Source organism: Kitasatospora sp. NE20-6 (genome assembly GCF_045862635.1).
Map to the genome: position 1 here is coordinate 17,518 of NZ_BPRL01000085.1, position 23,202 is coordinate 40,719.

The 23,202-nt window shown below is 73.9% G+C and carries 21 protein-coding genes and 1 pseudogene; 16 read left to right on the plus strand and 6 right to left on the minus strand.

All coding sequences use genetic code 11. From position 1 onward, the window contains the following. Positions 1-131: 131 nt before the first annotated feature. Positions 132-1,631, plus strand: a complete 1,500-nt coding sequence (locus SNE206_RS36420) for an alpha-N-arabinofuranosidase (protein WP_407917868.1) — start codon at positions 132-134, stop codon at positions 1,629-1,631. Between the two features lie 229 nt (positions 1,632-1,860). Further along, entirely contained in the window at positions 1,861-3,384 is a 1,524-nt protein-coding gene (locus SNE206_RS36425) for a glycoside hydrolase family 43 protein (RefSeq protein WP_407917869.1), read from the plus strand. 437 nt (positions 3,385-3,821) lie between these two features. Here SNE206_RS36425 and SNE206_RS36430 read toward each other — a convergent pair whose 3' ends face one another. Together SNE206_RS36430 and SNE206_RS36435 are read right to left on the minus strand one after the other, a co-directional pair. Then, positions 3,822-5,024 carry a saccharopine dehydrogenase family protein gene (locus SNE206_RS36430; RefSeq protein ID WP_407917870.1) on the minus strand — a complete coding sequence of 401 codons (1,203 nt, stop codon included), beginning with the start codon at positions 5,022-5,024 and terminating at the stop codon, positions 3,822-3,824. Between the two features lie 88 nt (positions 5,025-5,112). Beyond that, the gene (locus SNE206_RS36435) at positions 5,113-6,105 is read right to left on the minus strand and encodes a hypothetical protein (protein WP_407917871.1); all 993 of its coding nucleotides are present in this window, start codon (positions 6,103-6,105) and stop codon (positions 5,113-5,115) included. A gap of 226 nt (positions 6,106-6,331) precedes the next feature. Here SNE206_RS36435 and SNE206_RS36440 point away from each other — a divergent pair, with 226 nt between their 5' ends. The 5 genes from SNE206_RS36440 (at position 6,332) to SNE206_RS36460 (ending at position 12,088) form a co-directional block, all read left to right on the plus strand. Then, positions 6,332-7,222, plus strand: coding sequence for a fumarylacetoacetate hydrolase family protein (locus SNE206_RS36440; protein ID WP_407917872.1), 891 nt, complete (start codon positions 6,332-6,334; stop codon positions 7,220-7,222). Positions 7,223-7,269: 47 nt separating this feature from the next. Continuing rightward, entirely contained in the window at positions 7,270-8,643 is a 1,374-nt protein-coding gene (locus SNE206_RS36445) for a hypothetical protein (protein ID WP_407917873.1), read from the plus strand. Further along, positions 8,640-10,376, plus strand: a complete 1,737-nt coding sequence (locus SNE206_RS36450; RefSeq protein WP_407917874.1) for an IlvD/Edd family dehydratase — start codon at positions 8,640-8,642, stop codon at positions 10,374-10,376. The genes SNE206_RS36445 and SNE206_RS36450 overlap by 4 nt, the downstream gene beginning before the upstream one ends. Before the next feature lie 243 nt (positions 10,377-10,619). Further along, the gene (locus SNE206_RS36455; RefSeq protein WP_407917875.1) at positions 10,620-11,177 is read left to right on the plus strand and encodes a hypothetical protein; all 558 of its coding nucleotides are present in this window, start codon (positions 10,620-10,622) and stop codon (positions 11,175-11,177) included. 149 nt (positions 11,178-11,326) lie between these two features. Next, a complete protein-coding gene (locus SNE206_RS36460) occupies positions 11,327-12,088 on the plus strand; it encodes a DeoR/GlpR family DNA-binding transcription regulator (RefSeq protein WP_407917876.1) in 762 nt (253 codons plus the stop codon). Positions 12,089-12,145: 57 nt separating this feature from the next. Here SNE206_RS36460 and SNE206_RS36465 read toward each other — a convergent pair whose 3' ends face one another. Genes SNE206_RS36465 through SNE206_RS36475 form a run of 3 tightly spaced genes read right to left on the minus strand, consistent with a single transcriptional unit; the run spans position 12,146 to position 14,462 of the window. Further along, the gene (locus tag SNE206_RS36465; protein ID WP_407917877.1) at positions 12,146-12,481 is read right to left on the minus strand and encodes a hypothetical protein; all 336 of its coding nucleotides are present in this window, start codon (positions 12,479-12,481) and stop codon (positions 12,146-12,148) included. An 11-nt stretch (positions 12,482-12,492) separates the two neighbouring features. Next, entirely contained in the window at positions 12,493-13,389 is an 897-nt protein-coding gene (locus SNE206_RS36470) for an SIS domain-containing protein (protein ID WP_407917878.1), read from the minus strand. A gap of 59 nt (positions 13,390-13,448) precedes the next feature. After that, positions 13,449-14,462, minus strand: coding sequence for a carbohydrate kinase family protein (locus SNE206_RS36475; protein WP_407917879.1), 1,014 nt, complete (start codon positions 14,460-14,462; stop codon positions 13,449-13,451). A 276-nt stretch (positions 14,463-14,738) separates the two neighbouring features. On the opposite strand from SNE206_RS36475, the gene SNE206_RS36480 reads away from it, so the two are divergent. From SNE206_RS36480 to SNE206_RS36520, 9 genes are all read left to right on the plus strand, one after another. Next, positions 14,739-16,040, plus strand: a complete 1,302-nt coding sequence (locus SNE206_RS36480) for an ABC transporter substrate-binding protein (RefSeq protein ID WP_407917880.1) — start codon at positions 14,739-14,741, stop codon at positions 16,038-16,040. Between the two features lie 23 nt (positions 16,041-16,063). Then, positions 16,064-17,017, plus strand: a complete 954-nt coding sequence (locus SNE206_RS36485) for a carbohydrate ABC transporter permease (RefSeq protein ID WP_407917881.1) — start codon at positions 16,064-16,066, stop codon at positions 17,015-17,017. Between the two features lie 56 nt (positions 17,018-17,073). Next, positions 17,074-17,931, plus strand: coding sequence for a carbohydrate ABC transporter permease (locus tag SNE206_RS36490; RefSeq protein WP_407917882.1), 858 nt, complete (start codon positions 17,074-17,076; stop codon positions 17,929-17,931). After that, positions 17,931-18,953, plus strand: coding sequence for a D-2-hydroxyacid dehydrogenase (locus SNE206_RS36495; RefSeq protein WP_407917883.1), 1,023 nt, complete (start codon positions 17,931-17,933; stop codon positions 18,951-18,953). Before SNE206_RS36490 ends, SNE206_RS36495 begins: the two co-directional genes overlap by 1 nt. Next, the gene (locus SNE206_RS36500) at positions 18,937-19,716 is read left to right on the plus strand and encodes a DeoR/GlpR family DNA-binding transcription regulator (RefSeq protein ID WP_407917884.1); all 780 of its coding nucleotides are present in this window, start codon (positions 18,937-18,939) and stop codon (positions 19,714-19,716) included. Before SNE206_RS36495 ends, SNE206_RS36500 begins: the two co-directional genes overlap by 17 nt. Beyond that, positions 19,710-20,732 (plus strand): 1-phosphofructokinase family hexose kinase, encoded by a 1,023-nt coding sequence (locus SNE206_RS36505; protein WP_407917885.1) that lies wholly within the window; start codon positions 19,710-19,712, stop codon positions 20,730-20,732. The genes SNE206_RS36500 and SNE206_RS36505 overlap by 7 nt, the downstream gene beginning before the upstream one ends. Then, complete coding sequence (locus SNE206_RS36510; RefSeq protein WP_407917886.1) at positions 20,729-21,592, plus strand: class II fructose-bisphosphate aldolase; 864 nt, start codon at positions 20,729-20,731, stop codon at positions 21,590-21,592. The genes SNE206_RS36505 and SNE206_RS36510 overlap by 4 nt, the downstream gene beginning before the upstream one ends. Positions 21,593-21,674: 82 nt before the next feature. After that, on the plus strand, positions 21,675-21,986 hold the full coding sequence (locus SNE206_RS36515; RefSeq protein WP_407917887.1) for a hypothetical protein: 312 nt from the start codon (positions 21,675-21,677) through the stop codon (positions 21,984-21,986). Continuing rightward, complete coding sequence (locus SNE206_RS36520; protein WP_407917888.1) at positions 21,983-22,672, plus strand: polysaccharide deacetylase family protein; 690 nt, start codon at positions 21,983-21,985, stop codon at positions 22,670-22,672. The genes SNE206_RS36515 and SNE206_RS36520 overlap by 4 nt, the downstream gene beginning before the upstream one ends. Positions 22,673-23,076: 404 nt before the next feature. Here SNE206_RS36520 and SNE206_RS36525 read toward each other — a convergent pair. Beyond that, a pseudogene (locus SNE206_RS36525) lies at positions 23,077-23,202 on the minus strand (lytic transglycosylase domain-containing protein); the annotation flags it as partial.

Below are 23,202 nucleotides of genomic sequence, written 5' to 3' on the forward strand. Positions count from 1 at the left end.
CGGCACCGGGATCCGCACCGGACCGTCCCACGCCTGCCCCTGCCGTACCCCCGGCAGGGGCGGGCCGCCGATCGGCGGCATCGCCCGGCCCGCGGCACGCCCCGCGCCATCCCATCGAAAGGACCACCGAGTTGCCCCGCGCCCACATCGAGCTCGACAGGCAGGCCGTCATCGCCCCTGTCCGGCGCCGCACCTTCGGCTCGTTCGTCGAACACCTCGGCCGTTGCGTGTACACCGGGCTCTACGAGCCGGAACACCCGAGCGCGAACGACGAAGGGTTCCGCATGGACGTCGTCGAACTCGTCAGGGAACTCGGCAGCACGACCATCCGCTACCCGGGCGGAAACTTCGTCTCCGGCTTCCGCTGGGAGGACTCGGTCGGTCCGCGCGAGAAGCGCCCGGTACGCCGCGACCTCGCCTGGCACTCGCTCGAATCGAACCAGGTCGGCCTCGACGAGTTCGCCAGGTGGCTCAAGCTCACCGACTCCGAGCTGATGCTGGCGGTCAACGTCGCCACGCGAGGCATCCTGCCCGCCCTGGACCTGCTCGAGTACGCCAACCACCCGTCCGGCACGGCGCTGTCCGACCTGCGCATCGCCAACGGCACTCCGGATCCGCACAACGTGCGCATGTGGTGCCTCGGCAACGAGATGGACGGACCGTGGCAGACCGGCTTCATGACGGCCGACGACTACGGCAAGATCGCCGCCCGCACCGCCGCCGCGATGAAGACGGCCGACAAGGACCTCGAACTCGTCGTCTGCGGCTCCTCCGGGTCCGGCATGCCGACGTTCGGCGACTGGGAGCGCACGGTGCTCGAGCACAGCTACGACCATGTCGACCACATCTCGTGCCACGCGTACTACCAGGAGCACGACGGCGACCTCGGCTCCTTCCTCGCCTCGGCGATCGACATGGACTACTTCATCGACACCGTCGTCGCGACCGCCGACCACGTGGGATACAAGAAACGCTCGAACAAGAAGATCAACGTCTCCTTCGACGAGTGGAACGTCTGGTACCTCAAGGAGCACCAGGAGTCCGAGGAGGTCAACGACGAGTGGCGCCACGCCCCTCGGCAGCTCGAGGACACGTACACGGTGGCGGATGCCGTCGTCGTCGGCAACCTGCTGATGACGCTCCTCAAGCGCAGCGACCGCGTCGCCTCGGCATCGCTCGCGCAGCTCGTCAACGTGATCGCGCCGATCATGACCGAGCCCGGCGGCCCGGCCTGGCGGCAGACGACCTTCCACCCGTTCTCGATCACGAGCCGGCTCGCTTCCGGCGAGGTGATCCGGCCCGTGATCGACGCGCCGACGTACAGAACGGCGCGCCACGGCGAGGCGTCCGTCATCGACGCCGTCGCGACCGTCGACGAGGACCGGGCCGCGGTCTTCCTCGTCAACCGCGACCTGGAGGAGGCCGCGCAGGTCACGATCGACGTGCGCAGCCTCGCCTCCTCGCGCATCGTCGAGGCGGTCACGCTCGCCGACTCCGACGTCCACGCGAAGAACACGCTCGCCGAGCAGCACCGGGTGACCCCGTCCGCGAACACGAGCGCGACACTCGCCGACGGCGTGCTCACCGTCGAGCTGCCGCCGGTGTCGTGGACGGCGATCGCCCTCCGCTGAGCGACGACACGGAGCAGGTCCGGCACCGCCACGGAGTTCCGGGTGGCGGCCGAGGAACGCCCCGGGGCGTGGTCATCGGGCCCGTGCCAGGTGTGCGCCGACGCAGTCGGGCGCCCCCCGTCCCACCCGGACCGGCCGGCAGCCCTGACCTCGCGTCACTCGTGCGACCTGCCCGGTCCCAGCACCGTCAACGCCGGCAAGCCCTGGCACTCCGAAAGGACCACGCCCTGTGCGGACGTACGACAACCCCGTGATCAGCGGGTTCCACCCGGACCCCAGTGTGTGCCGGGTCGGCGACGACTACTACCTGGTGTGCTCCAGCTTCGAGTACTTCCCCGGGCTGCCGATCTTCCACAGCAAGGACCTCGTGCACTGGCGGCAGATCGGCAACGTGCTCGACCGCCCCGGGCAACTGCCGCTGCCGCTGCCCGGCAGCATGGCCTCCCGAGGCCTCTACGCCCCCACGATCCGTCACCACGACGGCCTCTTCTGGGTGATCAACACCAATGTCAGCGCCGGCGGCAACTACATCGTGACCGCCGAACGGCCCGAGGGCCCCTGGTCGGACCCGGTGTGGATCGACCTCCCCGGGATCGACCCGGACCTGGCATGGGAGGAGGACGGCACCTGCTGGTGCGCCTTCACCGTCCCCGGCATCCACATCGCCCGGATCGACCCGGTCAGGGGCGAGGTACTGGAGGGGCCCTTCCCCACCTGGTCGGGCACCGGCCTCAAGTGGCCCGAGGCACCGCACCTCTACCGCATCGGCGACTGGTGGTACCTGCTGATCGCCGAGGGCGGCACCGAACGCGGTCATGCCGTGTCCATCGCCCGCGCCCGCTCGCCGCGCGGCCCCTGGGAAGGCGCACCCGCCAACCCCGTGCTGTCCCACAGCGGCACCGATCGGCCCGTCCAGAGCACCGGCCACGCCGACCTCGTCACGGCGCCCGACGGCACCTGGTGGATGGTGCTGCTCGGCACCCGACCCCGTGGCTACACACCCAACTTCCAGGTGCTCGGCCGCGAAACCTTCCTCACCCCCGTGGAATGGGACGTGCACGGTTGGCCCGCCGTGGCACCCGTGCAGGAGCGCCACCCCGCGCCCGCCGGCGCCTGGTGCCCCTTCCCGGCCCTGCCCGCCCGCGACGACTTCGACGCGCCCGCGCTCGCGCCCCACTGGATCTCGCCCCACGCCCGTCCCGACGGCTCTTGGTCGCTGACCGAGCGCACCGGCTGGCTCACCCTCACCGCCACCGGCCCCACCCTCGACCGCCCCGGCCACACCTTCGTCGGCCGCCGCCAGCAGCACCACGACTGCCGTGCCGCCGCCCTGCTCGACCCGGGCACGGGACGGGGCGGCCTGAGCGTGCGCATGGACGAGGCGCACCACTACGACCTGGAGGCCGGTGGGGGAGAGGTCCGCGTGGTCGCGCGCATCGGCCCGCTGCGCCGGACCGTGGCCCGCCGCCCGGCGCCGTCGGGCCCGCTCACCCTCACCGTGACGGTCCGCACCGCCGACATCGTGCCCCCGTTCCCCGAGTTCGCCGGCACCGAGCCCGTCGGCCCCGACACCATCGCCTTCTGGCTCGGCGATCCCGACGCACCGGGCGCGCGGCCGCTCGCCGAACTGGAGGGGCGCTACCTGTCCACCGAGGTCGCCACGGGCTTCACCGGACGCGTCATCGGCATGTACGCAACCGGCGGTACCGTCGCATTCGACTGGTTCCACTACGTCCCGGCACCCTCGGCCTGAAGCCGCCCCGGCAGGACAGCCGGTTCCTCGGCCCACTCGCCGGGACGCTTCCCGTCACATGGGCCATGACCCCGAAGTCCGGACCCGCCAGGCGGCGGTCGGCGACCCGCGCCTCCCGCTCCACCGGCTCCGCGAGGCGCTTCATGTCCCCGACCTGGCCTCCGGTGCGGGTGCCGACCCTGCGCTCCCCGGGGACGAGATGGCCGCTGTCCTGGACCGGGCCGGCGTTCCCGCCCGACCGCCGAGCAGAACCGCCCGGCCCTGAGCCGTTTCCCTACGGCTCGTCCGGGTGGTTCCCGTACACGAACTCGGTGGAGGCGTCCGGGCAGCCGGTCGGGCGGCGGTGAACTGCCCGCCGTGTCCCCCGCCGACGACGGCGGGGGACACGGCGGGCACCTCTTCGGGGGGTGCCGTTGTTCCGGCCCCCGGTGGCCGGGTCACATCTCGCGGTGCCCCCAGGGCGCGCCGTACGCGGTGAGGAGGTCGAGGAAGGGCCGGGGAGGGAGGGCTTCGGGGCCCTGGATGCCGGTGGCGGTCCAGGCGCCGGTGGCGATGAGTTCGAGGGCGACGACCGGGTTGATGGCGGTCTGCCACACGACGGCCTGGGAGCCGTACTCGGCCATCGTCACCTCGTTGTCGGCGACGTGGTAGAGGTAGACCTCGCGCGGGGCGCCGTCCTTGGTGCCCTTGACCCAGGTGCCGGCGCAGGTCTTGCCGCGCATGCGGTCGCCGAGGCCGGCCGGGTCGGGGAGGCAGGCGGCGACGACGTCGCGGGGGGTGACGAGGGCGTTGCCGACCCTGACGGGTTCGGTGCTGTCGAGGCCGAGCTTGTGGAGGGTCCGCAGGACGTCGATGAACTCCTGGCCGAGGCCGTACTTGAAGGTGACGCGTTTCGCGTCGATCCAGCGCGGCATGAGGAGGACCTCCTCGTGTTCGACGTTGACGCACTCGACGGGGCCGATGCCGTCGGGGAAGTCGAAGACCTCGGGCTCGCTGAAGGGCGGGGTGGTGAACCAGCCGCGGTCCTTCTCGTAGACGACGGGCGGGTTGAGGCACTCCTCGATGGTGGTCCAGATGGAGAAGGAGGGGGCGAAGTCGTAGCCGTCGACGGTGAGGTTCGCGCCGTCGCGGACACCGAGTTCCTCGATCTCGTCGAAGAGCTCGTCGGCGGCGTAGCGGGCGAAGACGTCGGAGAGGCCGGGTTCCACGCCGATGCCGACGAGGGCGAGCCGGCCGGATTCCTCCCAGGCGTCGCCGAGCGCGAACTGCTCGTCGCCGAGCTTGACGCCGGTGAGCTCGTGGGGCCGTTCGGGGTGGGGGTGCGACAGGGACATCGCCATGTCGAGGTAGTGCGCGCCGGCCGCGAGGGCGCCGCGGAAGAGCGGCATGACGAACCGCGGGTCGGTGGCGTTGAGGAGCACGTCGCAGCGGTGCTCGGTGAGGAGCGCCTCGACGGCGTGCTGGTCGGAGGCGTCGACGCGGGCGGCCACGAAGCGGGCGTCGTCCGTGGCGGCGGCCACGGAGAGGGCGCGGGCCTCGTCGAAGTCGGCGACGACCATGAGGTCGAAGAAGTCGCGGCGGGCGGCGATCCGGGTGACGGCGCCGCCCACGCCGCCGGCTCCCACGAGCAGGATTCGCATGGTGGTTCTCGCTTTCGCTGTCGGTCCTCCGCGCGGAGGACCCGGTGGTCGGAGGGTCCGGGCCGGTGGTGGTCAGGCCCGGTGGTGGTCAGGCCCGGCGGTGCAGGGGTGCGCCGTCGGCCGCGGGGCGGATGCGCGAGCGGGCCGGGCGGGTGGTCCACGGGCCGTCGGGGCCGTGGGTCTGGACGAGGTGGGACAGGCCGTCCGGACGCAGCACGACGAGGTCGGTGCGGCCGGGGGCGAAGGAGCACGCGGAGGCGGCCATGCCCGTGACCGGGCCGGTGCCGGGGAGGCCGGCGGCGGGAGCGGGCGGCCGGCCCGGCCGCAGGACGTGCAGGTGCCCGTCGGGTCCGGCGACGAGCAGGCGGAGGCCGTCGTGCGGGTCGGCGATCGCGGTGTGGGCGGCGGCGGGCACGGGTGGCAGCCGCGGGTCGCCGGGGCCGGGCGGCAGGTGGTGCACGGTGGGGCCGGTCCGGACCAGCAGGTGCACGGCGCCGGGCCGGCCGGGATCGGGTACGAGGGTGACGGCGTCCGCCCGGCCGTCGGTCGGCACGGTGCGCAGCGTCCGCCAGTCGAGTGCCGGGTAGCGGGTCGGGTCCGCGGTGAGGTGGGCGACACCGCCGCCGGGCAGCGGGACGGCCGCGTGCAGGGTGCCGAGGGGGTCCTCGGCGAGTGCGACGGCTCCTGCGGCGTGGACGGGCAGGGCGTCCTCGCGGGTGAAGCCCGCTGCGGGGCTCCAGCGGTGGCGGTGGACGTCCGGGCCGGTGCGGGCGAGCAGTTCGAGGTGGTCCGGTCCGTGCGCGCTCTGCACGATGCGGACGTCGTCGTAGCGGTGCCCGGCGGCGAAGTGGAGCCCGCCGCTCCAGGCGCCCGGTGGGGGGCCGGTGGGGGGCTCGGGTCCGTCGGCGGGGTCGTTGTTGTGCCAGAGGACCCAGAGGCCGTCGTCGGCGGCGGGGGCGACGAGTTCGAGGTTGCCGCGCAGGCCGTAGCGGCTCTGTGCGAGGGCGGGGGTGCCGCGGAGCGGAGGGAACGCCGCATCGGTGAGGCCCGGCACCGATGGGGAGGGGTGGGGCAGGGGCATGGCCGGCCTTCCGGTGAGGGAGGAGGGGAGCCGCGGTGCAGTCGGGACGCTAGTCGACGCAGAAACACGCGTCAATGAGCAAGAATGAGCAAAAACTCCGAGATGACGATTGACATTGCTCGTTTCTGCGCGGAATCCTGCTTCTGGGCCGCACGGCCGACCACCCCGGTCGGCCGACCGGACCCGAAGCGTCAGAGATCACCGACGGCATCACAAGGAGAGACCGATGAGGTTCGTACGGGCCCGACTCGACGGCCGTGTGGCGGCGTTCCTGCTCACCGGGGACGGCGCCGACGGCTCCCGGGCCGGCGCTGCCGCCGAGGCGGTCGAACTGCCCGCGCCGGCGGGCGCCGACCCGCTGCTCGCCCTGCTCACCACGGACGGCCCGGACGGGCTGCGCGCCGCCGCGGAGACCGCCCTGCGCACCGGCGCACGGGTACCCGAGGACACCCTGGAGGTGCTCGCCCCGCTGCACCGCCCCGGCAAGATCATCGCGATCGGGCTGAACTACCACGACCACACCGCCGAGACCGGGCTGGAAGCGCCCGCGGTGCCGCTCACCTTCGCCAAGTACGCGACCTCGATCACCGGCCCCGGCGCCCCCGTCACCGTGCCGGCCGGGCTCACCGACCAGGTCGACTGGGAGGCGGAGCTCGCCGTCGTCGTCGGCACCGGCTGCGGCCCGGGCCGCCGCGGCACCGCCGCCGACATCTTCGCCTACACCGTCTCCAACGACGTCTCCGCCCGCGACCTGCAGTTCTCCGACAAGCAGTGGACCCGCGGCAAGTCCCTCGACACCTTCTGCCCGCTCGGCCCCGAACTCGTCACCACCGACGAGATCGACGACCCCTACGCCCTGCGCATCTGGGCCGAGGTCAACGGCGAGACCATGCAGGACGCCTCCACCGGCGACATGATCTTCAAGCTCGACGAGCTGCTGGACTTCGTCACCGCGGGCACCACCCTGGAACCCGGCGACGTCATCCTCACCGGCACCCCGCCCGGAGTCGGCGGATTCCGCACGCCGCCGGTCTACCTGCAGGACGGCGACACCGTGACCGTCGGCGTGGAGGGCATCGGCCGGCTCAGCAACCCCGTCGTCCACACCCGGCCCTGAACCGCCCGCACCGCAGCAGCACCTCCGTACCTCACCGGGAGCCATTCATGCCCACCCCCTCCGACCGGCGCACCCTCGTCCTCATCGGCGCGGGCAGCGCCGTCTTCACCCGCGGCCTGCTCGCCGACCTGATCGGCGCCGACGACCTCGGCGCCTGGGACATCCGCCTCGTCGACGTGGACGGCACCGCGCTGTCCGTCGCCCACCGCCTCGCCGAGCGGATGGCCGAGGCCCGCGGCGTGCAGCAGCGCGTCCGCGTCACCGCGACCACCGACCGGCGCGCCGCCCTGCCCGGCGCCGACTTCGTCGTCACCTGCGTCGGCGTCGGCGGACGCACCGGCTGGCTGCTCGACGACGAGATCTGCCGCCGCCACGGCGTCCACCAGCCCGTCGGCGACTCGATCATGCCCGGCGGCATCTCCCGTCTGCTGCGTACCACGCCGGTGATGGTCGACATCGCCCGCGACGTCACCGAGCTGGCCCCGGACGCGCTGTTCTTCAACTACAGCAACCCGATGACCGCCAACATCATGGCGATGACGCGGTACGCGGGAGCCTCGGTCGTCGGCCTGTGCCACGGCATGCACCACATCCAGCGGGAGCTCGCCGAGTTCGTCGGCAAGCCGCTGGAGGAGACGTCCACGCTGTACGCCGGCATCAACCACCTCACGTTCATCTACGACTTCCGCTGGCGCGGCGCCGACGCGTGGCCGCTGGTGCGCGAGCGCCTCGACACCGAGCTGGCCGTCCCCGCCGACCCGGCGGACATCGGCTCGATCTTCAACGAGGGGGTGAAGGCCTGGCACAACCCCTTCTCGTGGGAGATCTTCCGCCGCTACGGCGCCTTCCCGGCAGCCGCGGACCGGCACGTCACCGAGTTCTTCCCCGAGCGCTTCCCCGGCGGGCGGTACTACGGCAAGACCCTCGGGGTGGACGCCTTCTCCGTGCCCGAGATCCTGGCCTGGGGCGAGGACCGCTACCAGGGCATGCGCGCGCAGGCCGAGGGCGAGGTGCCGCTCGACGAGAGCGTCTTCCACCGCTCCGGCGGCGAGCAGGAGCAGCTCATCGGCATCATCCGCTCCGTGCTCGGCGACCGCCGGGAGATGTTCTCCGTCAACGTGCCCAACAACGGGGCGGTCCCCGGCCTGCCGGGCGACGCCGCGGTGGAGATCCCGGCCGTGGCGACCGCCCGCGGCCTGCGGCCGATCGCCGTGCCCGACCTCTCCGCGCCGCTCACGGCGATCCTGGCCCGCCGCCTGTCCTCGGTGTACCTCGCCGTGGAGGCCGCCATGACCGGCGACCGCGGCCTCGTCGTCGAGGCGATGATCGCCGACGGCGCCGTCACCGACCCGGACGCCGCCGCCCGCCTCACCGACGACCTGCTCGCCGCCCAGGCGCACCACCTGCCGGGGTTCGAATGAGCACCGGCGGCGCGCAGCCGGGCCTGCGCAGCGCCGGCTGGTTCTCCGACCCGGGCAAGACCGGCATCATGCACCGCTCCTGGCTGCGCGCCGAGGGCCTGCCCGACGACTCGTTCGACGGCCGGCCGGTCATCGGCATCGCCAACAGCTGGTCCGAGCTGACCCCGTGCAACCTGCACCAGCGGGAGCTCGCCGAACACGTCAAGCGCGGCATCTGGCAGGCCGGCGGCGTGCCGTTCGAGTTCCCCACCACCTCGGCGGGCGAGCCGCTGGTGCGGCCCAGCGCCATGCTGCTGCGCAACCTGATGGCGATGGACCTGGAGGAGACCCTCCGCGGCAACCCGCTGGACGGCGTCGTCCTCCTCGCCGGCTGCGACAAGACGACGCCCGCCTACCTCATGGGCGCGGCCAGCGCGGACCTGCCCGCCCTGATGGTCACCGGCGGCCCGATGCTGAACGGCAAGTACCGCGGCCGCGACATCGGCTCCGGCACCTCCGTGTGGCGCTTCACCGAGGAACACCGGGCCGGCCGGATGACCGACGGCCAGCTCGCCGAGGCCGAGTCGTGCATGGCCCGCAGCAGCGGCCACTGCATGACCATGGGCACCGCCTCCACCATGGCCTGCCTGGCCGAGGTGCTCGGCATGCAGCTGCCCGGCTCGGCGGAACTGCCCGCCCCGGACTCGCGCCGCAAGACGCTCGCGCACCGGGCCGGGCGGCGCATCGTCGAGATGGTCCGCGAGGGCCTGACCCCGTCCAGGGTGCTCACCCGGGCCTCGTTCGAGAACGCGGTGCGCGCCAACGCCGCGCTCGGCGGCTCCACCAACGCCGTGCTGCACCTGCTGGCCCTGGCCGGCCGCGTCGGCGTACCGCTGGAGCTGGACGACTTCGACACGCTCGTCCGGGACGTCCCCACCCTCGCCGACCTGATGCCCTCGGGCCGCTTCCTCATGGAGGACTTCGCCTACGCGGGCGGCCTCGGCGCCCTCGTCACGACGCTCGGCCCGCTGCTGGACGGCTCCGCGCCCACCGTCACCGGCCGCACCCTGGGCGAGAACTACGCGGACGCCGAGTGCTTCGACCGCGAGGTCGTCCGCCCGCTCGACAACCCGGTCAAGCCGGCCGGATCCGGCATCGCCGTGCTGTACGGCAACCTCGCCCCCGACGGCGCCGTGATCAAGCAGTCCGCGGCCTCGCCGGAACTGCTGCGCCACCGCGGCCGCGCCCTGGTCTGGGACAGCCTGCAGGAGTACCTCGCCGACGCCGACGACCCCGGCCTCGACGTCCGGCCGGAGGACGTCCTCGTCGTCCGCAACGCCGGACCGCGCGGCTACCCCGGCATGCCGGAGGTCGGCAACCTGCCGCTGCCCGCCCGCATCCTCAAGGAGGGCGTCACCGACATGGTGCGGATCAGCGACGCCCGGATGAGCGGCACCTCCTACGGCACGGTGGTGCTGCACACCGCCCCGGAGGCCGCGGTCGGCGGCCCGCTGGCCCTGCTGCGCACCGGCGACACCGTCGTCCTCGACGTGCCGGCCCGCACCCTGGACATGGAGGTCGACGCGGACGAGCTGGAACGCCGCCGCGCCGACTGGCGGCCCCCCGAGGTGCCGGACACCGACCGCGGCTACCTGCGGCTGTACGTGGAGAACGTCGAGCAGGCACCGCGCGGCGCCGACTTCGGCTTCCTGCGCGGCAAGTCGCCCGCGGGCGTGCCCAAGCAGGCGTTCTGAACCCGCGCCCCGCACGGGGCGCACCGTGACCACCGGCCGCGGGCGGGCACCACGCCCGCGGCCGGTACCCGGCGACGGCCGGACGGCGGGCCCGGGGGCGATCCCCCCCGGGCCCGCCCTGCCGCATGTCCGCCCCGGCGGGCCCGGCAGGGCGTACGGACAGGACGTCGTACGGGCAGGCCGCTGTACGGACAGGGCGTCGCACGGACAGGACGCTGTACGAGCAGGACGTGAGGAGTGGAGATGGCGGGGACGACAGGCACGGGGCACGTGCTGGTGGTGGGCGCGACGGGCGTGCTGCGCCCGGCGGCGGTGGCGCTGGCCGGGCGCGGGCACCGGGTGTCGGCGCTGGCCCGGCGGGCGGGCCCGCTGGCCGACCTGGCCCGGGAGTGCGGCGACGCCGTGCGCCCGCTGGCCGCCGACGTCCGCGACCCGGGGCTGCCGGACGCCCTGGACACGGTGGCGGACGCCCTCGGGCCGTTCACCGGCGCGCTGCTGTACTGCCCGGCGGCCCCGGCCGGGGCCGTCTCCGGGATGCTCGGCCGGGTCGGCGGGGGAGGCCCGGCCGTCCTGTTGCTGACCAGCGCCTGGGCCGCACCGGAGGCGGGCGAGATGCCCTTCCCGGAAGCCCGGCGGCTGCTGCTCGGCTGGGCGGACGGCCCCGGCGGGCCGCGCTGGCACACCCCCGCGGAGATCTCCACGGGTGCGCTGCGGCTGTTCGACACGGGCCGGGCGGGCCTCGGCGCACCGGGCGCCGCGGTGCTCGGCTCGGTCCGTCCGTGGACGGAGCGCCCCGCGTGACGGGACACGCGGGCGGCTCCGCCGCACCGGGGTGGCACGCGGTGCCACCTGCCGTGACGCCGACCGGTGCACCGGTCATAATGAGTGCCCGTCCGGACAGGGGCGGAAGTCCCGATGCGGCCGGCGGGGCGGGACAGGAGCGCGGGGAGATGACGATGCTTGGCGCCGAGCGGCGGAAGCAGCTGGTGCAGCTGGTGCACGGCGAGGGGGTCGCGCAGGTCGGCGAGCTGGCACGCAGGCTGAAGGTCAGCCCGTCGACCATCCGCAGGGACCTCACCGACCTGCAGTCCGAGGGCCTGCTCGCCCGTACGCACGGCGGAGCGGTGGCACCGGAGGGCAGCGAGGAGCCGGTGCGGCAGCTGCGCAGCAAGGCGTTCTCGGTGGAGAAGCAGCGCCTCGGCCGGGCCGCGGCGGGCCACGTCGAGCCCGGCTCGACGATCATGGTGACGGGCGGCACCACGACGCAGGCGATGGTGCCGTTCCTGGTGGACGTGCCGGAGCTGACCGTCGTCACCAACTCGCTGACGATCGCGTTCGCGCTCTCCGAGCACGAACAGGTCGACGTCGTCGTGCTCGGCGGGTACCTGCGGCACAGCGAGATGTCCCTGCTCGGGCACCTCACCCGGGAGGCCCTGGACGAGCTGAGCGTCGACATGGCGTTCGTCGGCACGTACGGCGTCGACCGGCGCGGCCTGACCGGCGCGCACGTCGAGGAGGCGGACACCGACCGGTTCCTGCTGCGTTCGGCGGGCAGGGTCGCGGTGCTCGCGGACAGCAGCAAGTTCGGGGTGCGCGGGCCGGTGCGGATCGCCGGGCCGGAACGGATGACGTACCTCTTCACGGACACCGACGCGCCGGCGGACGAGGTCGCGGCGCTGCGCTCGGCGGGCGTCACGGTCGTGCAGGTCTGACGCGGGCGCCCGTGCACCACGGCGGAGGCCGCACACCCGTGGGTGTGCGGCCTCCGGTCATGCCAGGGCGGCGATCTCGTGCCCGGCGGCCGGGCGCCACTCGGCCCAGACCTGGTCGGGCGGCACCCCCCAGCCGTCGGCGAGGGCGCGGGCGGCGCCCGCCAGCGCCGCGCGGACGGCGTCCGCGGGGCGGGCCCGGCCGTGCAGGACGGCCAGCGGCCAGGCGGGCAGCGGACCTGCGCCGGTCACGGTCGCGGTGGCGGGGGTGAGGACGGCGACGACGGCGTCGTGCGGCAGCCCGAGCCCCTCGGCGACGGCCCGGCACAGTGCGCCGAGCCGTTCGGGGTCGCGGCCGTCGGCGGAGGCGGGTGCGGTGACGTGGACGATCGGCACGGCGGGCCCGCTCAGACCAGCTGCACGGAGCGGGACAGGTGCGGCGGGGTGTCCGGGTCGCGGTCCGCCGCGGCGGCGAGCCGCAGGGCGAGCCGGTGCACGGCGACGAGTTCGGCCATCGCGTCGAGCTCCGGTTCGACGAGGGTGGCGCCGGTGCCGCGCACCGCGTCCGCGACGACCTGCGGCACCGGGCTGAGCGACCACACGAGGGTGTGCGGCCCGGCGACGGAGATCGGGCCGTGCTGGTACTCCCAGAGCGCGTACGCCTCCGTCCAGACGCCGGCCGACTCGCGGCACTTCAGCGCGGCCTCCTGGGCGACGCCGACCGTCCAGTTGGTGCCGAGGAAGACGAACTGGGTGTGGCCGGCCCCGGGCAGCGGGCGGGCGAGGGCGGTGCGGGCCTGGTCGGCGACGCCGTCCGGGGTGAGGCCGAGGGAGTGCCGCAGCACGGTGAGGACGGTGCTGGCGAAGCGGGTCTGCACCACGGACACCTCGTCCGCGTAGTCGAGCAGGACGGTCGCGTCGCAGGCGTCGGCGATCGGCGAGCCCGGGGTGCCGACGACGCCGACGACCGGGTTGCGGCCGGCGACGCGCCCGATCACCCGTAGCACGTCGGTGGTGGTGCCGGAGCGGGAGATCACGAGCACGGTCTCGTCGTCGCCGATCCGGTCGAGCTCGGAGGCGATCACGGCGCGGGTGCGGCCGAGGCCCGCGCTCTCCCGCAGCCGGGCGTACGCGTCGCCGACGTAGTACGAGGTGCCGCAGCCGACGACGAGGACGGGCGTGCCGGGCGCGGGGAGCGCGGCGTACGCGTCGGGCCCGGCGGTCAGTGCCCGGTGCCAGACGTCGGGCTGGGTGGCGACCTCGCGGGCGGTGATCGTGTCGGGGATCTCGGTGGGCACGGTCATGGGGTTCTCCTGGTCGGGGACGGCAGGTCGGCGGGGTGCGCGGTCCGCGGCGGGCGCGGTCACCGCAGCGGGGTGCGGGGCAGGTCGGCGGCGAGGGCCGCGGCCTCGGCCGGCCCGGCGTGGCGGCCGGTGCCGCCGAAGCCGAGCACGGAGACCGAGCCGCAGGCGGCGGCGCGGGCGAGGGCGTCGTGCGGGTCGGCGCCGTCGAGCAGGCCGGCGATGAAGCCGGCGTTGAAGTTGTCGCCGGCGCCGGTGGTGTCCACCGGGGTGACCGGGGTGACGGTGACGCGTCCGGCCGCGCCGGTGCCGCCCGCGGTGGCGGGCCGGTCGAGGACGGCGGCACCGGTGGCGCCGAGCTTGGCGGCGATGCCGGGGCCGAGCGCGGTGACGGCCCGCAGGAGTGCGTCCGGGTCCGCGGTGCCGGGGGTGCCGGTCTGCGCGGCGGCGATGTGCCGCAGCTCCTGGTCGTTGGGGAGCAGCCAGCGGACGGCGCGCAGGGCGTCGGCGAGGCCGTGGTCCCAGGTGCCGGACGGATCCCAGCCCGGGTCGAGGGAGGTGGTGGCGCCGCGGGCGGCGAGCGTGGCGAACAGCGCGGGCAGGCCGGGCCGGAGGGCGTCCTGCAGGTAGTAGGAGCTGACGTGCACGTGGCGGGCGCCGTCGAGGAGGTGGCCGGGCACGTCGGCGACGGCGAGGTCGGGGATGGTGCCGGGGAAGGTGAGCAGCGCCCGGTCGCCGCCGGTGCGGTTGAGCACGACGGTCATGCCGGTGGCACGGCCGGGCAGGCGGCGGCAGGCGGAGACGTCGACGCCGCGGGCGGCGAGCTCGTCGAGGACGAAGGTGCCGAGCGGGTCGTCGCCGACGACGCCGGCGAACGCGACGCGCAGGCCGAGGGCGGCCGCGGCGGACGCGGTGATGGCGCCGGAGCTGCCGAGGGTGAGCGCGGCCCGGTCGAGGAGCTGTTCGGCCTGGCCGAAGGCGGGCAGCGTGTCGCCGCAGTCGGCGACGACGTCGGCGTTGAGCTCGCCCAGGACCAGGAGGTCGCAGGAGGGGCCGGGCAGGGGTCGGCCGGGCATGGGGTGCATCGCCTCGTTTCGGGGGGCTCGTACGGTGGGGTGGAGGCGCCGGGGGCCGAGGACCCGCGGTGTTCGGCCGCTCACAGGTGAGCAGTCACGGATGAGCAGCCGGCCTCGGTGACGACGCTAGGGAGCCGAACACCCACGAGTCAAGCTCAAATGAGCAAAAACAAGCAATCTCTGCGCGCTATTGACTGATTGCCGTCGGGCGAACTAGAAATCTCGCAACCGCCTCCCTCGGCGGCCGTCCCCCACCTCACGGCCCAAGGAAACGCGATGTCCCTCACCAGGCGTGCTCTGCTGGCCGGCGCCGCATCGGGCGCCATCGGGCTCGGTTACGCGCGGCGCTCAGGATTCACCGGTTCCACCGACAGCGGCGACGGGCGCACCACCCTCACCTTCGCCACCTGGGGCAGCGACGCCGAGCTCGCCGCGTTCCGCTCCCTGATCGCCACCTTCGAGAGCACCCGCCCGGGTGTCCGGGTCCGGCTGCAGATCGAGCCGTACGCGCAGATGTTCATCGACATGGACGCACAGCTGCAGGGCGGCCGCGCACCCGACCTCTTCCGCTGCGACTACATGACCCTCGGCATGTACAGCGGCAACGGCCAGCTCCTCGACCTGTCCCCCTACTTCACCACCGCCGAGCGGGCGGCCTTCCTGCCCGCGTTCTGGGCCGCGGTCTGCCACGACGGCCGCCCGTACGCCGTGCCGCACCACACCGACACCACCGCCGTGCTCTACCGCAAGGACATGTTCGAGGCGGCGGGGATCACCTCCGTGCCGCAGCGGCTCGACGACGCCTGGACGTGGGAGGAGTTCGACGAGATCGCCGGGCGCCTCAAGGCGAAGCTCCCCCCGAACGTCTACCCGTTCTCCTACGACTGGCAGCAGGGCGGCGCCTACCGCTGGCTGACCTGGCTCTTCGCGGCCGGCGGCCGCCTCCTCGACGACAGCCTCACCGCGCCGGCGATCCCCTCGCCGCAGGCCCGGAAGGCCATGGACTTCACCAAGGGCTTCTTCGAGCGCGGCCTGGTGCCGCCCAACAGCGGCGTGAAGAGCTACGGCTACCCGGACTCCCTCTTCACCTCGGGCACCGTCGCGATGACCTTCGCGGGCGACTTCATGCTGCCGACCATCGCACCCGCCCTCAAGGACGAGCAGTGGGGCGCGACCTTCCAGCCCCGCGACGCCGCGGCCGCCACCGACCTCGGCGGCAACACCGTCGTCGTCACCCGGCACACCGAGCACGCCGACCTCGCCGTCGAGTTCGCGAAGTTCCTGGCCACCCCGGCCGCGATGCGCACCTTCTGCGAGCAGACCGTCGTCCTGCCGACCCTCGGCGAACTGCTGGACGCCGACTTCTCGTACGCCGTCAGGCCCGACCTGATGGGTGTCTTCTTCGAACAGGCGACCGTGCTGACCCCGGAGATGACCGCCCAGACCGCCGTCCCCGCGTTCGGCCGGATCAACGCCGTCCTCCAGGACGAACTGGAGGCCGCCTTCGTCGGCGGCCAGTCCTCCGAGGCGACCGTCGAACGGATCGCCGCCGGCACCCGCAAGGCCCTCGCGGGCTGACATCCCCCCTGATCGGAGCGACCATGGCCATCACCGTGACCGGAGAAAGACGCCCCACCGCAACCGCCTCGCCGGGCAGGCCGCCGATGGCGGAACGCCTGCGCGGCAGGCGGCTGCGCGAGTCCGCCTCCGCCTGGGCCTTCCTCAGCCCGAACCTGCTCCTGGTCGGCGTCTTCCTGATCATCCCGCTGGTGCTGGCCTTCGTGCTCAGCCTGCGGGAGAGCAGCGGGTTCGACGCCGGCACCTGGGTCGGCCTGGGCAACTACCGCACGCTCTTCGCCGACCCGGTGTTCTGGCAGTCGTTCCTCAACACCTTCGTCTTCTGCGTCTGCACGGTGCCCGTGGAGATGGCGCTCGGCCTCGGCGCCGCGGTGCTGTTCAACTCCGTCCTGCCCGGCCGCATCCTGTGGCGCACGCTGGTGTACCTGCCGATGGTGATCTCCGGCGTCGCCACCGCCCTGATCGGCACGCTCATGTTCGACGAGAACATCGGCTTCGCCAACAAGCTGCTCACCTCGCTCGGCCTGCCGGGGCTGTCCTGGCAGACGAACGGCGCCTCCGCGATGTTCTCCATCGTGCTGGTCACGCTGTGGACGCGGATCGGCTTCAACATGGTCATCTACCTGGCCGGCCTGCAGGGCATCTCGCCCGAGCTGTACGAGGCCGCCCGCCTGGAGGGCGCCTCCGGGTGGCAGCAGTTCCGGCTGGTCACCGTACCGATGCTCGGCCCGTCGACCTTCTTCCTGCTGATCATGAACGTCGTCTTCTCGTTCCAGGTCTTCGACACCGTCTACGTGCTCACCCGCGGCGGCCCGGGCCACGCCACCGACGTCCTCGTGACGTACGCCTACCACAACGGCTTCGAGGTGCGGCAGCAGGGCTACGCCGCCGCGATCGGCATCGTCCTCTTCGTCGTCGTCATGGCCTTCACCGCCCTCCAGTGGAGGTTCAGCCGCAACCGGGACACCGTCGGCTGAACCCCTCCCCGCCCGCGCGCCGCCCCCCGCCCGCCGCCCGGAAGGACCCCCTCCCCATGGCTCCCCCCGCGAGATCCCCCCGCACCACCCGTGCGGCCGGCCCCGGCCGCCGCGTCCCGGTGGCCCGCACCCTGCTCGCCGCCGCCGTCGGCCTGGTGATGCTGCTGCCGCTGTACTGGATGGTCCTCACCGCGTTCTCGCCGCTGACGGACCTCTACTCGGCCGACCTGCACTGGTGGCCCACCGCCCCGACCCTGCGGAACTTCCGCACGGTCCTCGCCCTGCCGACCGGCACCTGGCTGATGAACTCGGTGGTGGTCACCGTGTGCGTGGTGGCGCTGACCGTCACCGTCAACCTGCTGGCCGGCTACGTCTTCGCCAAGACCCGCTTCCGCGGCCGCAACACGCTGTTCCTGGTGCTCGTCAGCACCATGACCGTGCCGCTGCAGGTGCTGATGGTGCCGCAGTTCAAGATGGTCGGCAGCCTCGGGATGTTCGGCACGTTCTGGGCCGTGATCCTGCCCGCCGCCTCCGCCACCTTCGGCATCTTCCTCGCCCGGCAGTTCATGCTCGCCATCCCGGACGAGGTGATCGAGGCCGCCCGCTGCGACGGCGCCGGCCAGATCCGCACCTTCGTCTCGGTGGTCCTGCCGCTGAGCAAGCCGCTGATCGCCGTGCTGTCGCTGCTGACCTTCCTCAACCAGTGGAACGACTTCGCCTGGCCGCTGACCGTCCTCAAGGACCACGACCTCTACACCCTGTCGGTCGGCCTGCTCTTCCTCCAGGGCCAGTACACCTCCGACTACGGCGCGATCATGGCGCTCGCCCTGATCAGCGTCCTGCCCATGGTCGTGATCTTCCTCTGCTTCCAGCGCTACTTCGTCCAGGGCTTCGCCCGATCGGGAATCAAGTGATGAGCCAGCACACCGACCGCGACACCGTCCACTACCTCTCCACCCTGTCCTTCCCCGAGGCCTGGCTCGACGAGCTGCGCGCCGTCTCGCCCCGCTTGGTGGTCGAGCAGATCACCGCCGGGACCCCGGAGGACGTACCCGCCGAGGTCTGGGCCCGCACCGACGTCCTGCACACCGGATCGGTGTTCCCCGCCGCCGGACAGGCCCCCCGGCTCAGCTGGATCCAGCTCGACACCTCCGGCGCCGACCACCTGCGCGGCACCCCCGTCTGGGACGGCCCCGCCCCGATCACCTCCATCGGCGGCATCTCGCCCGTCCCGATGGCCGAGTACGTGATGATGGCGGTCCTCGGCTTCGCCCACCGGCTGCCCCGCATGATCGCCGTGCAGCAGGAGGGCCGCTGGCCGAGCCTCGCCGAGCGCTGGGACACCCTCATGCCGCGCCGCCTCGCCGGCGCCACCGTCGGCGTCGTCGGCTACGGCCGGATCGGCCGGGAGATCGGCCGGCTCGCCACCGCCCACCGGATGACCGTGCTCGGCCTCAGGCGCGGCGCCGCCCCGCGCGCCGGAGAGTTCTTCGGCACCGCCGACGGCGACGACCCGGCGGAGCTGTACACGCCGGAGCGCCTGCACGAGTTCCTCGCCCGCTGCGACTACCTCGTGCTCACCTGTCCGCTCACCGACGAGACCCGCGGCATGATCGACAAGGCCGCGTTCGACGCGCTCAAGCCGGGCGCCGTCCTGATCAACGTCTCCCGCGGCGGCATCGCCGACGAGGACGCGATGACGGCGGCGCTGCGCTCCGGTCGTCTCGCCGGCGCAGCCCTCGACGTCTTCGACAACGAGCCGCTGCCCGCCGGGCACCCGCTCTGGACGGAACCCGGCGTGCTCGTCAGCCCGCACGTCGCGGGCTTCTCCCCCGACTACGAGCGGCAGGTGCTCGACCTCGTCACCGACAACCTGGCGCGCCACCTCGACGGCCGCCCGCTGCTGAACCTGGTGGACCGTGTCCACGGCTACTGACCACCTGCTGAGCCCGCAGCGGCGCCGGCTCGTCCTCGGCTACCTGCGCACCCAGGGCACCGTCCAGGTCGGCGCGCTGGCCCACGCACTCGGCATCAGCCCGTCCACCGTCCGCCGCGACCTGCGGGAGATGGAGGAGGAGGGCCTGCTGCACCGGGTCCACGGCGGGGCGACGCTCGTCGCCGACGACCTGGAACCCGACCAGTCGTCCCGCTCCGAGGAGCACCGGGAACAGAAGCGGCGGATCGGCGCCGCGGCGGCCGCCCTCGTCCGGAACGACTCCACCGTGCTGATCAGCGGCGGAACCACCACGGAGACCATGGTCGGCCACCTCGTGGACCGCGAGAACCTCACCGTGATCACCAACTCCCTCGCGATCGCCCACTCCCTCACCCGCCACCCGTCGATCGCGGTGGTGGTGCTGGGCGGGCTCCTGCGGCACCGCGAGAAGTCGCTGCTCGGCCACCTCACCGAGCAGGCCCTCGCCGAGTTCCGCATCGACCAGGTCTTCACCGGCGCGTTCGGCATCGACCTGGAGACCGGCCTCACCGGCGCGAACGTCCGCGAGGCGCGCACCGACCGGGCCCTGCTGGAGGCCGGCGGCAGCCTCGTGCTGCTCGCGGACGCCGACAAGCTCGGGCGGCGCGGACCCATCCGGCTCGCCCCGGTCGGCCGGATCTCCACCCTGGTCACGGACGCCGACGCCGCCCACCCCGTCCGGTGCGGGCTGCACGCCGCCGGGGTGGTGGTGGTCCCGTGCTGACCCCGCCGCACGCCCCCGTCCTGACCGTCACCCTCAACCCCGCCCTCGACGTCACCCACCACGTGGCGCGCCTGCACCCGGGCCGCGAGCACCGGCCCGACCGGGTGCACGCGCGCGCCGGCGGCAAGGGCGTCAACGTCGCCCGGGTGCTGCACCTCCTCGGCGTGCCGGTGATCGCCCTCGCCCCGGTCGGCGGCAGCACCGCCCACGGCTGGCACGCCGACCTGGCCGCCGCCGGAGTGCCCGCCGAGGTCGTGCCGATCGCCGGCGAGACCCGCCGCACGGTCGCCGTCGTCGAGGACGACGGCCGCACCACCGGCCTGTGGGAACCCGGCCCCCGCCTCACCGCCGACGAGTGGCACGCCGTCACCGACCGGCTCGGGCACCTCGCCCGCCGGGCGTCGGTGGTCGTGCTCTCCGGCAGCCTGCCGGGCGGCCTGCCCACCGACGCGTACGCCGAGCTGGTGCACCGCTGCCACGAGGCCGGCGCACCGGTCGTCCTCGACACCTCCGGCCCGGCACTCCGGGCCGGAATCGCGGCCCGACCCGACCTGGTCAAGCCGAACGCCACGGAACTGGCCGACTACCGCCGCCCGGAGCGCCCCGGCACCGCGGACGGCCCGGAGGCGGCCACCGCGGCCACCCCCGGAGCCGTCGCCCGCGACGCCGCGCTGCTGCTCGACGCCGGTGCCGCCGCCGTCGCCGCCTCCCGCGGGGCCGACGGAATGACCCTCCTCGCCGACGGGCGGGCCTGGCACGCGGCACCGCCGGCCGTGGTCCGCGGCAACCCCACCGGGGCGGGCGACGCCGCCGTCGCCGCACTCGCCTGCGGTCTCGCCCTCGGCACGCCGTGGCCGGAGCGCCTCCGGCAGGCGGTCGCCCTCTCGGCCGCCGCCGTCGCGTCGCCGCTCGCAGGCGACGTCTCGCCCGCCCTCTTCGCCGAGCTGCTGGCCCGCACCACCGTCGGCGACACCGGCCCCCTGCCCCCTCGCACCCCCGGAGCACCCCGCCCATGAGCCTCCTGCGCACCGCCGACCTCGTCTCCCGGGCCCGCGCCGCCGGCACCGGCGTCGCCGCCTTCAACGTCATCACCCTCGAGCACGCCCGTGCGGTGGCCGCCGCCGCCGAACTCACCGGCCTGCCGGCGATCATCGCCGTCAGCCAGAACGCCGTCCGCTACCAGGGCTCCCTCGCCCCGCTGTCCGCGGCGTGCGCCGCCATCGCCCACGAGAGCGACGCGGAGCTCGCCCTCCACCTCGACCACGTCGACGACTTCGCGCTCGTCGAACAGGCCGCGGCGCACGGCTACGGCTCGGTGATGTTCGACGCGTCCCGGCTGCCGCACGACGAGAACGTCGCCGCGACCGCCCGCGCCGCCCGCCTGCTGCACGCCGAGGGCCTGTGGCTGGAAGCGGAACTGGGCGAGATCGGCGGCAAGGACGGCGTCCACTCCGCGACCGCCCGCACCGACCCGGCCGAGGCCGCCGAGTTCACCCGGCTCACCGGCGTCGACGCCCTCGCGGTCGCCGTCGGCAGCTCGCACGCCATGACGGAGCAGTCGGCCCGCCTCGACCACGCACTCATCACGGAACTGCGCGACGCCGTCCCCGTACCGCTGGTCCTCCACGGCTCCTCCGGCGTCGCCGACACGGACCTGCGCCGGGCCGTCACCTGCGGCATGACGAAGATCAACATCGGGACGCAGCTGAACGTCGCGTTCAGCGACGCCGTCCGCAACCCGCCCGTCACCGGCCTCCCCGTCGACCCGCGCCGCTGGCTCACTCCCGCCCGCGACGCCGTCACCGCCGCCGCCGCCCGCCTCCTGCGCGTCGTCGCCGCACCCGCCGACCGCACCGCCGGCGCCCGCTGCGCCTGACCGCGACCGCACCGGCGCCCGCTGCGCCTGACCGCGACCGCGACCGCACCGCCACCCTCACCGCGAACCACCGGAGACCGCCGTGAACCGCAGTCCTTCCCCCTCGTCCGTCCCCGTCCCCGTCCCCGTCCCCGACGCCCGTGCCGTGCTCGACGCCTGCCACGAGCGGGTCCTCGAACGCGAGGGCATCCCGATGTTCCTCGCCTTCCAGTTCGACGGCGCCGGCCCCGTCGCCGACCGGCGCGCCCGCGCCGAAGGCGCCGCCCTGGCGCCGCTGATCGCGCACTACCGCGAGGAGCTGGCACCCGGCTCCGCCGACGACGACCAGGCCGCCCTGATCGACGTCCTCCAGGTCATGGCCATCGCCCACTTCGAGCCCCAGGACACCCCGTGAACACCGCCCGCGACATCAGCTTCGCCGACGAGGCGCGCGCCTTCGCCGAAGGCCGCTTCCTGCGCGTCGTCAACTACCACAACACGCCGGCCGCCGACGGCGAGCAGCTGGAGGCCGAGCTCGCCGCGTACGCCGAGCGGTACGCGCCGGTCGGCCTCGACGACCTCGACCGGTTCCGCACCACCGGCCTCTGGCACAAGGACCGGCCCGGCCTCATCCCGGTCTTCTACGAGGGCTACCGCAACAACGCCGAGGTCGCCGCCCCGCTCGCCGAGAAGGCCGGCCTCACCGCCTGGTTCTTCATCGCCACCGGCTTCCTCGACGTGCCCGTCGCCGAGCAGTACGACTTCGCGGAGGCGCACGAGATCGACCTCGTACCGGAGGACGTCCGCGGCGAGCGCCTCGCGATGACCTGGGACCAGGTCGCGGCACTCGGCGAGCGGCACGTCGTCACCCCGCACACCGCCTGCCACGAGGAGACCGCGAACATCGTCACGCCCGAAGACTTCGAGCGCGAGATCTTCGCCCCCAAGCGCCGGATGGACGCCGTGACCGGGCAGTCGGCAGCCTGCTTCGCCTTCCTGCGCGGCACCTCGCGCGGCCACAGCGCCGACCACGACGCGGCGCTGCGCGACGCCGGGTACCGCTACCTCTTCAGCAACACCATGGTGCAGCACCTGGGGTGAACCCCTGCCGCCCGCGGCCGGGCTCCGCGAGCCTTGAGCCTTTGTCCGGGCACCCCGGGCACCCCCGCGGACGGGCGTGACGGCCGACGGACGCGACGGCGGTGGCCGCAGCCGTGCGGCCGTCCACCGGGCCGTCCGTGCGAGCGCCGAACGCGACCCGTCTCCGCCGGGCAGACGGCGCCTCCGCACCCACGCCCGCTGCGCCGACGACCGGCCGGGAGATCCGGCCGCAGTTCCGGGCCGACGCCCCTTCCGGGTGTCCCGGAATGCCCGGAAGGGGCCCGGCGGCGGTGTACGCCTGCCGGGCCCCTTCCGGGTGCCCCTGGTGGTTCCTGTCCGGCCGCCGGGGCGGTGGGGGAGTGGTGGTGGGGTGCCGGACGGGCTGGTGGTGTGCCGGGGTCGGCTCAGTACCAGTGGTGGGTCTGCCAGAAGGACCAGGCGGCGTTCGGGCTGCCGTAGCGGGAGTTCATGTAGTCGTAGGCCCACTTGATCTGGGTCTTGGGGTTGGTCTTCCAGTCGGCGCCGGCGGA

Excerpts from the sequence above, each read along its gene's own strand:
- SNE206_RS36445 (WP_407917873.1), top strand. The coding sequence starts at position 7,270 with ATGCCCACCCCCTCCGACCGGCGCACCCTCGTCCTCATCGGCGCGGGC.
- SNE206_RS36450 (WP_407917874.1), top strand. The coding sequence starts at position 8,640 with ATGAGCACCGGCGGCGCGCAGCCGGGCCTGCGCAGCGCCGGCTGGTTC.
- SNE206_RS36485 (WP_407917881.1), top strand. The coding sequence starts at position 16,064 with ATGGCCATCACCGTGACCGGAGAAAGACGCCCCACCGCAACCGCCTCG.
- SNE206_RS36435 (WP_407917871.1), bottom strand. The coding sequence starts at position 6,105 with ATGCCCCTGCCCCACCCCTCCCCATCGGTGCCGGGCCTCACCGATGCG.
- SNE206_RS36430 (WP_407917870.1), bottom strand. The coding sequence starts at position 5,024 with ATGCGAATCCTGCTCGTGGGAGCCGGCGGCGTGGGCGGCGCCGTCACC.
- SNE206_RS36510 (WP_407917886.1), top strand. The coding sequence starts at position 20,729 with ATGAGCCTCCTGCGCACCGCCGACCTCGTCTCCCGGGCCCGCGCCGCC.
- SNE206_RS36440 (WP_407917872.1), top strand. The coding sequence starts at position 6,332 with ATGAGGTTCGTACGGGCCCGACTCGACGGCCGTGTGGCGGCGTTCCTG.
- SNE206_RS36470 (WP_407917878.1), bottom strand. The coding sequence starts at position 13,389 with ATGACCGTGCCCACCGAGATCCCCGACACGATCACCGCCCGCGAGGTC.
- SNE206_RS36455 (WP_407917875.1), top strand. The coding sequence starts at position 10,620 with ATGGCGGGGACGACAGGCACGGGGCACGTGCTGGTGGTGGGCGCGACG.
- SNE206_RS36480 (WP_407917880.1), top strand. The coding sequence starts at position 14,739 with ATGTCCCTCACCAGGCGTGCTCTGCTGGCCGGCGCCGCATCGGGCGCC.
- SNE206_RS36460 (WP_407917876.1), top strand. The coding sequence starts at position 11,327 with ATGACGATGCTTGGCGCCGAGCGGCGGAAGCAGCTGGTGCAGCTGGTG.
- SNE206_RS36490 (WP_407917882.1), top strand. The coding sequence starts at position 17,074 with ATGGCTCCCCCCGCGAGATCCCCCCGCACCACCCGTGCGGCCGGCCCC.
- SNE206_RS36475 (WP_407917879.1), bottom strand. The coding sequence starts at position 14,462 with ATGCCCGGCCGACCCCTGCCCGGCCCCTCCTGCGACCTCCTGGTCCTG.
- SNE206_RS36495 (WP_407917883.1), top strand. The coding sequence starts at position 17,931 with ATGAGCCAGCACACCGACCGCGACACCGTCCACTACCTCTCCACCCTG.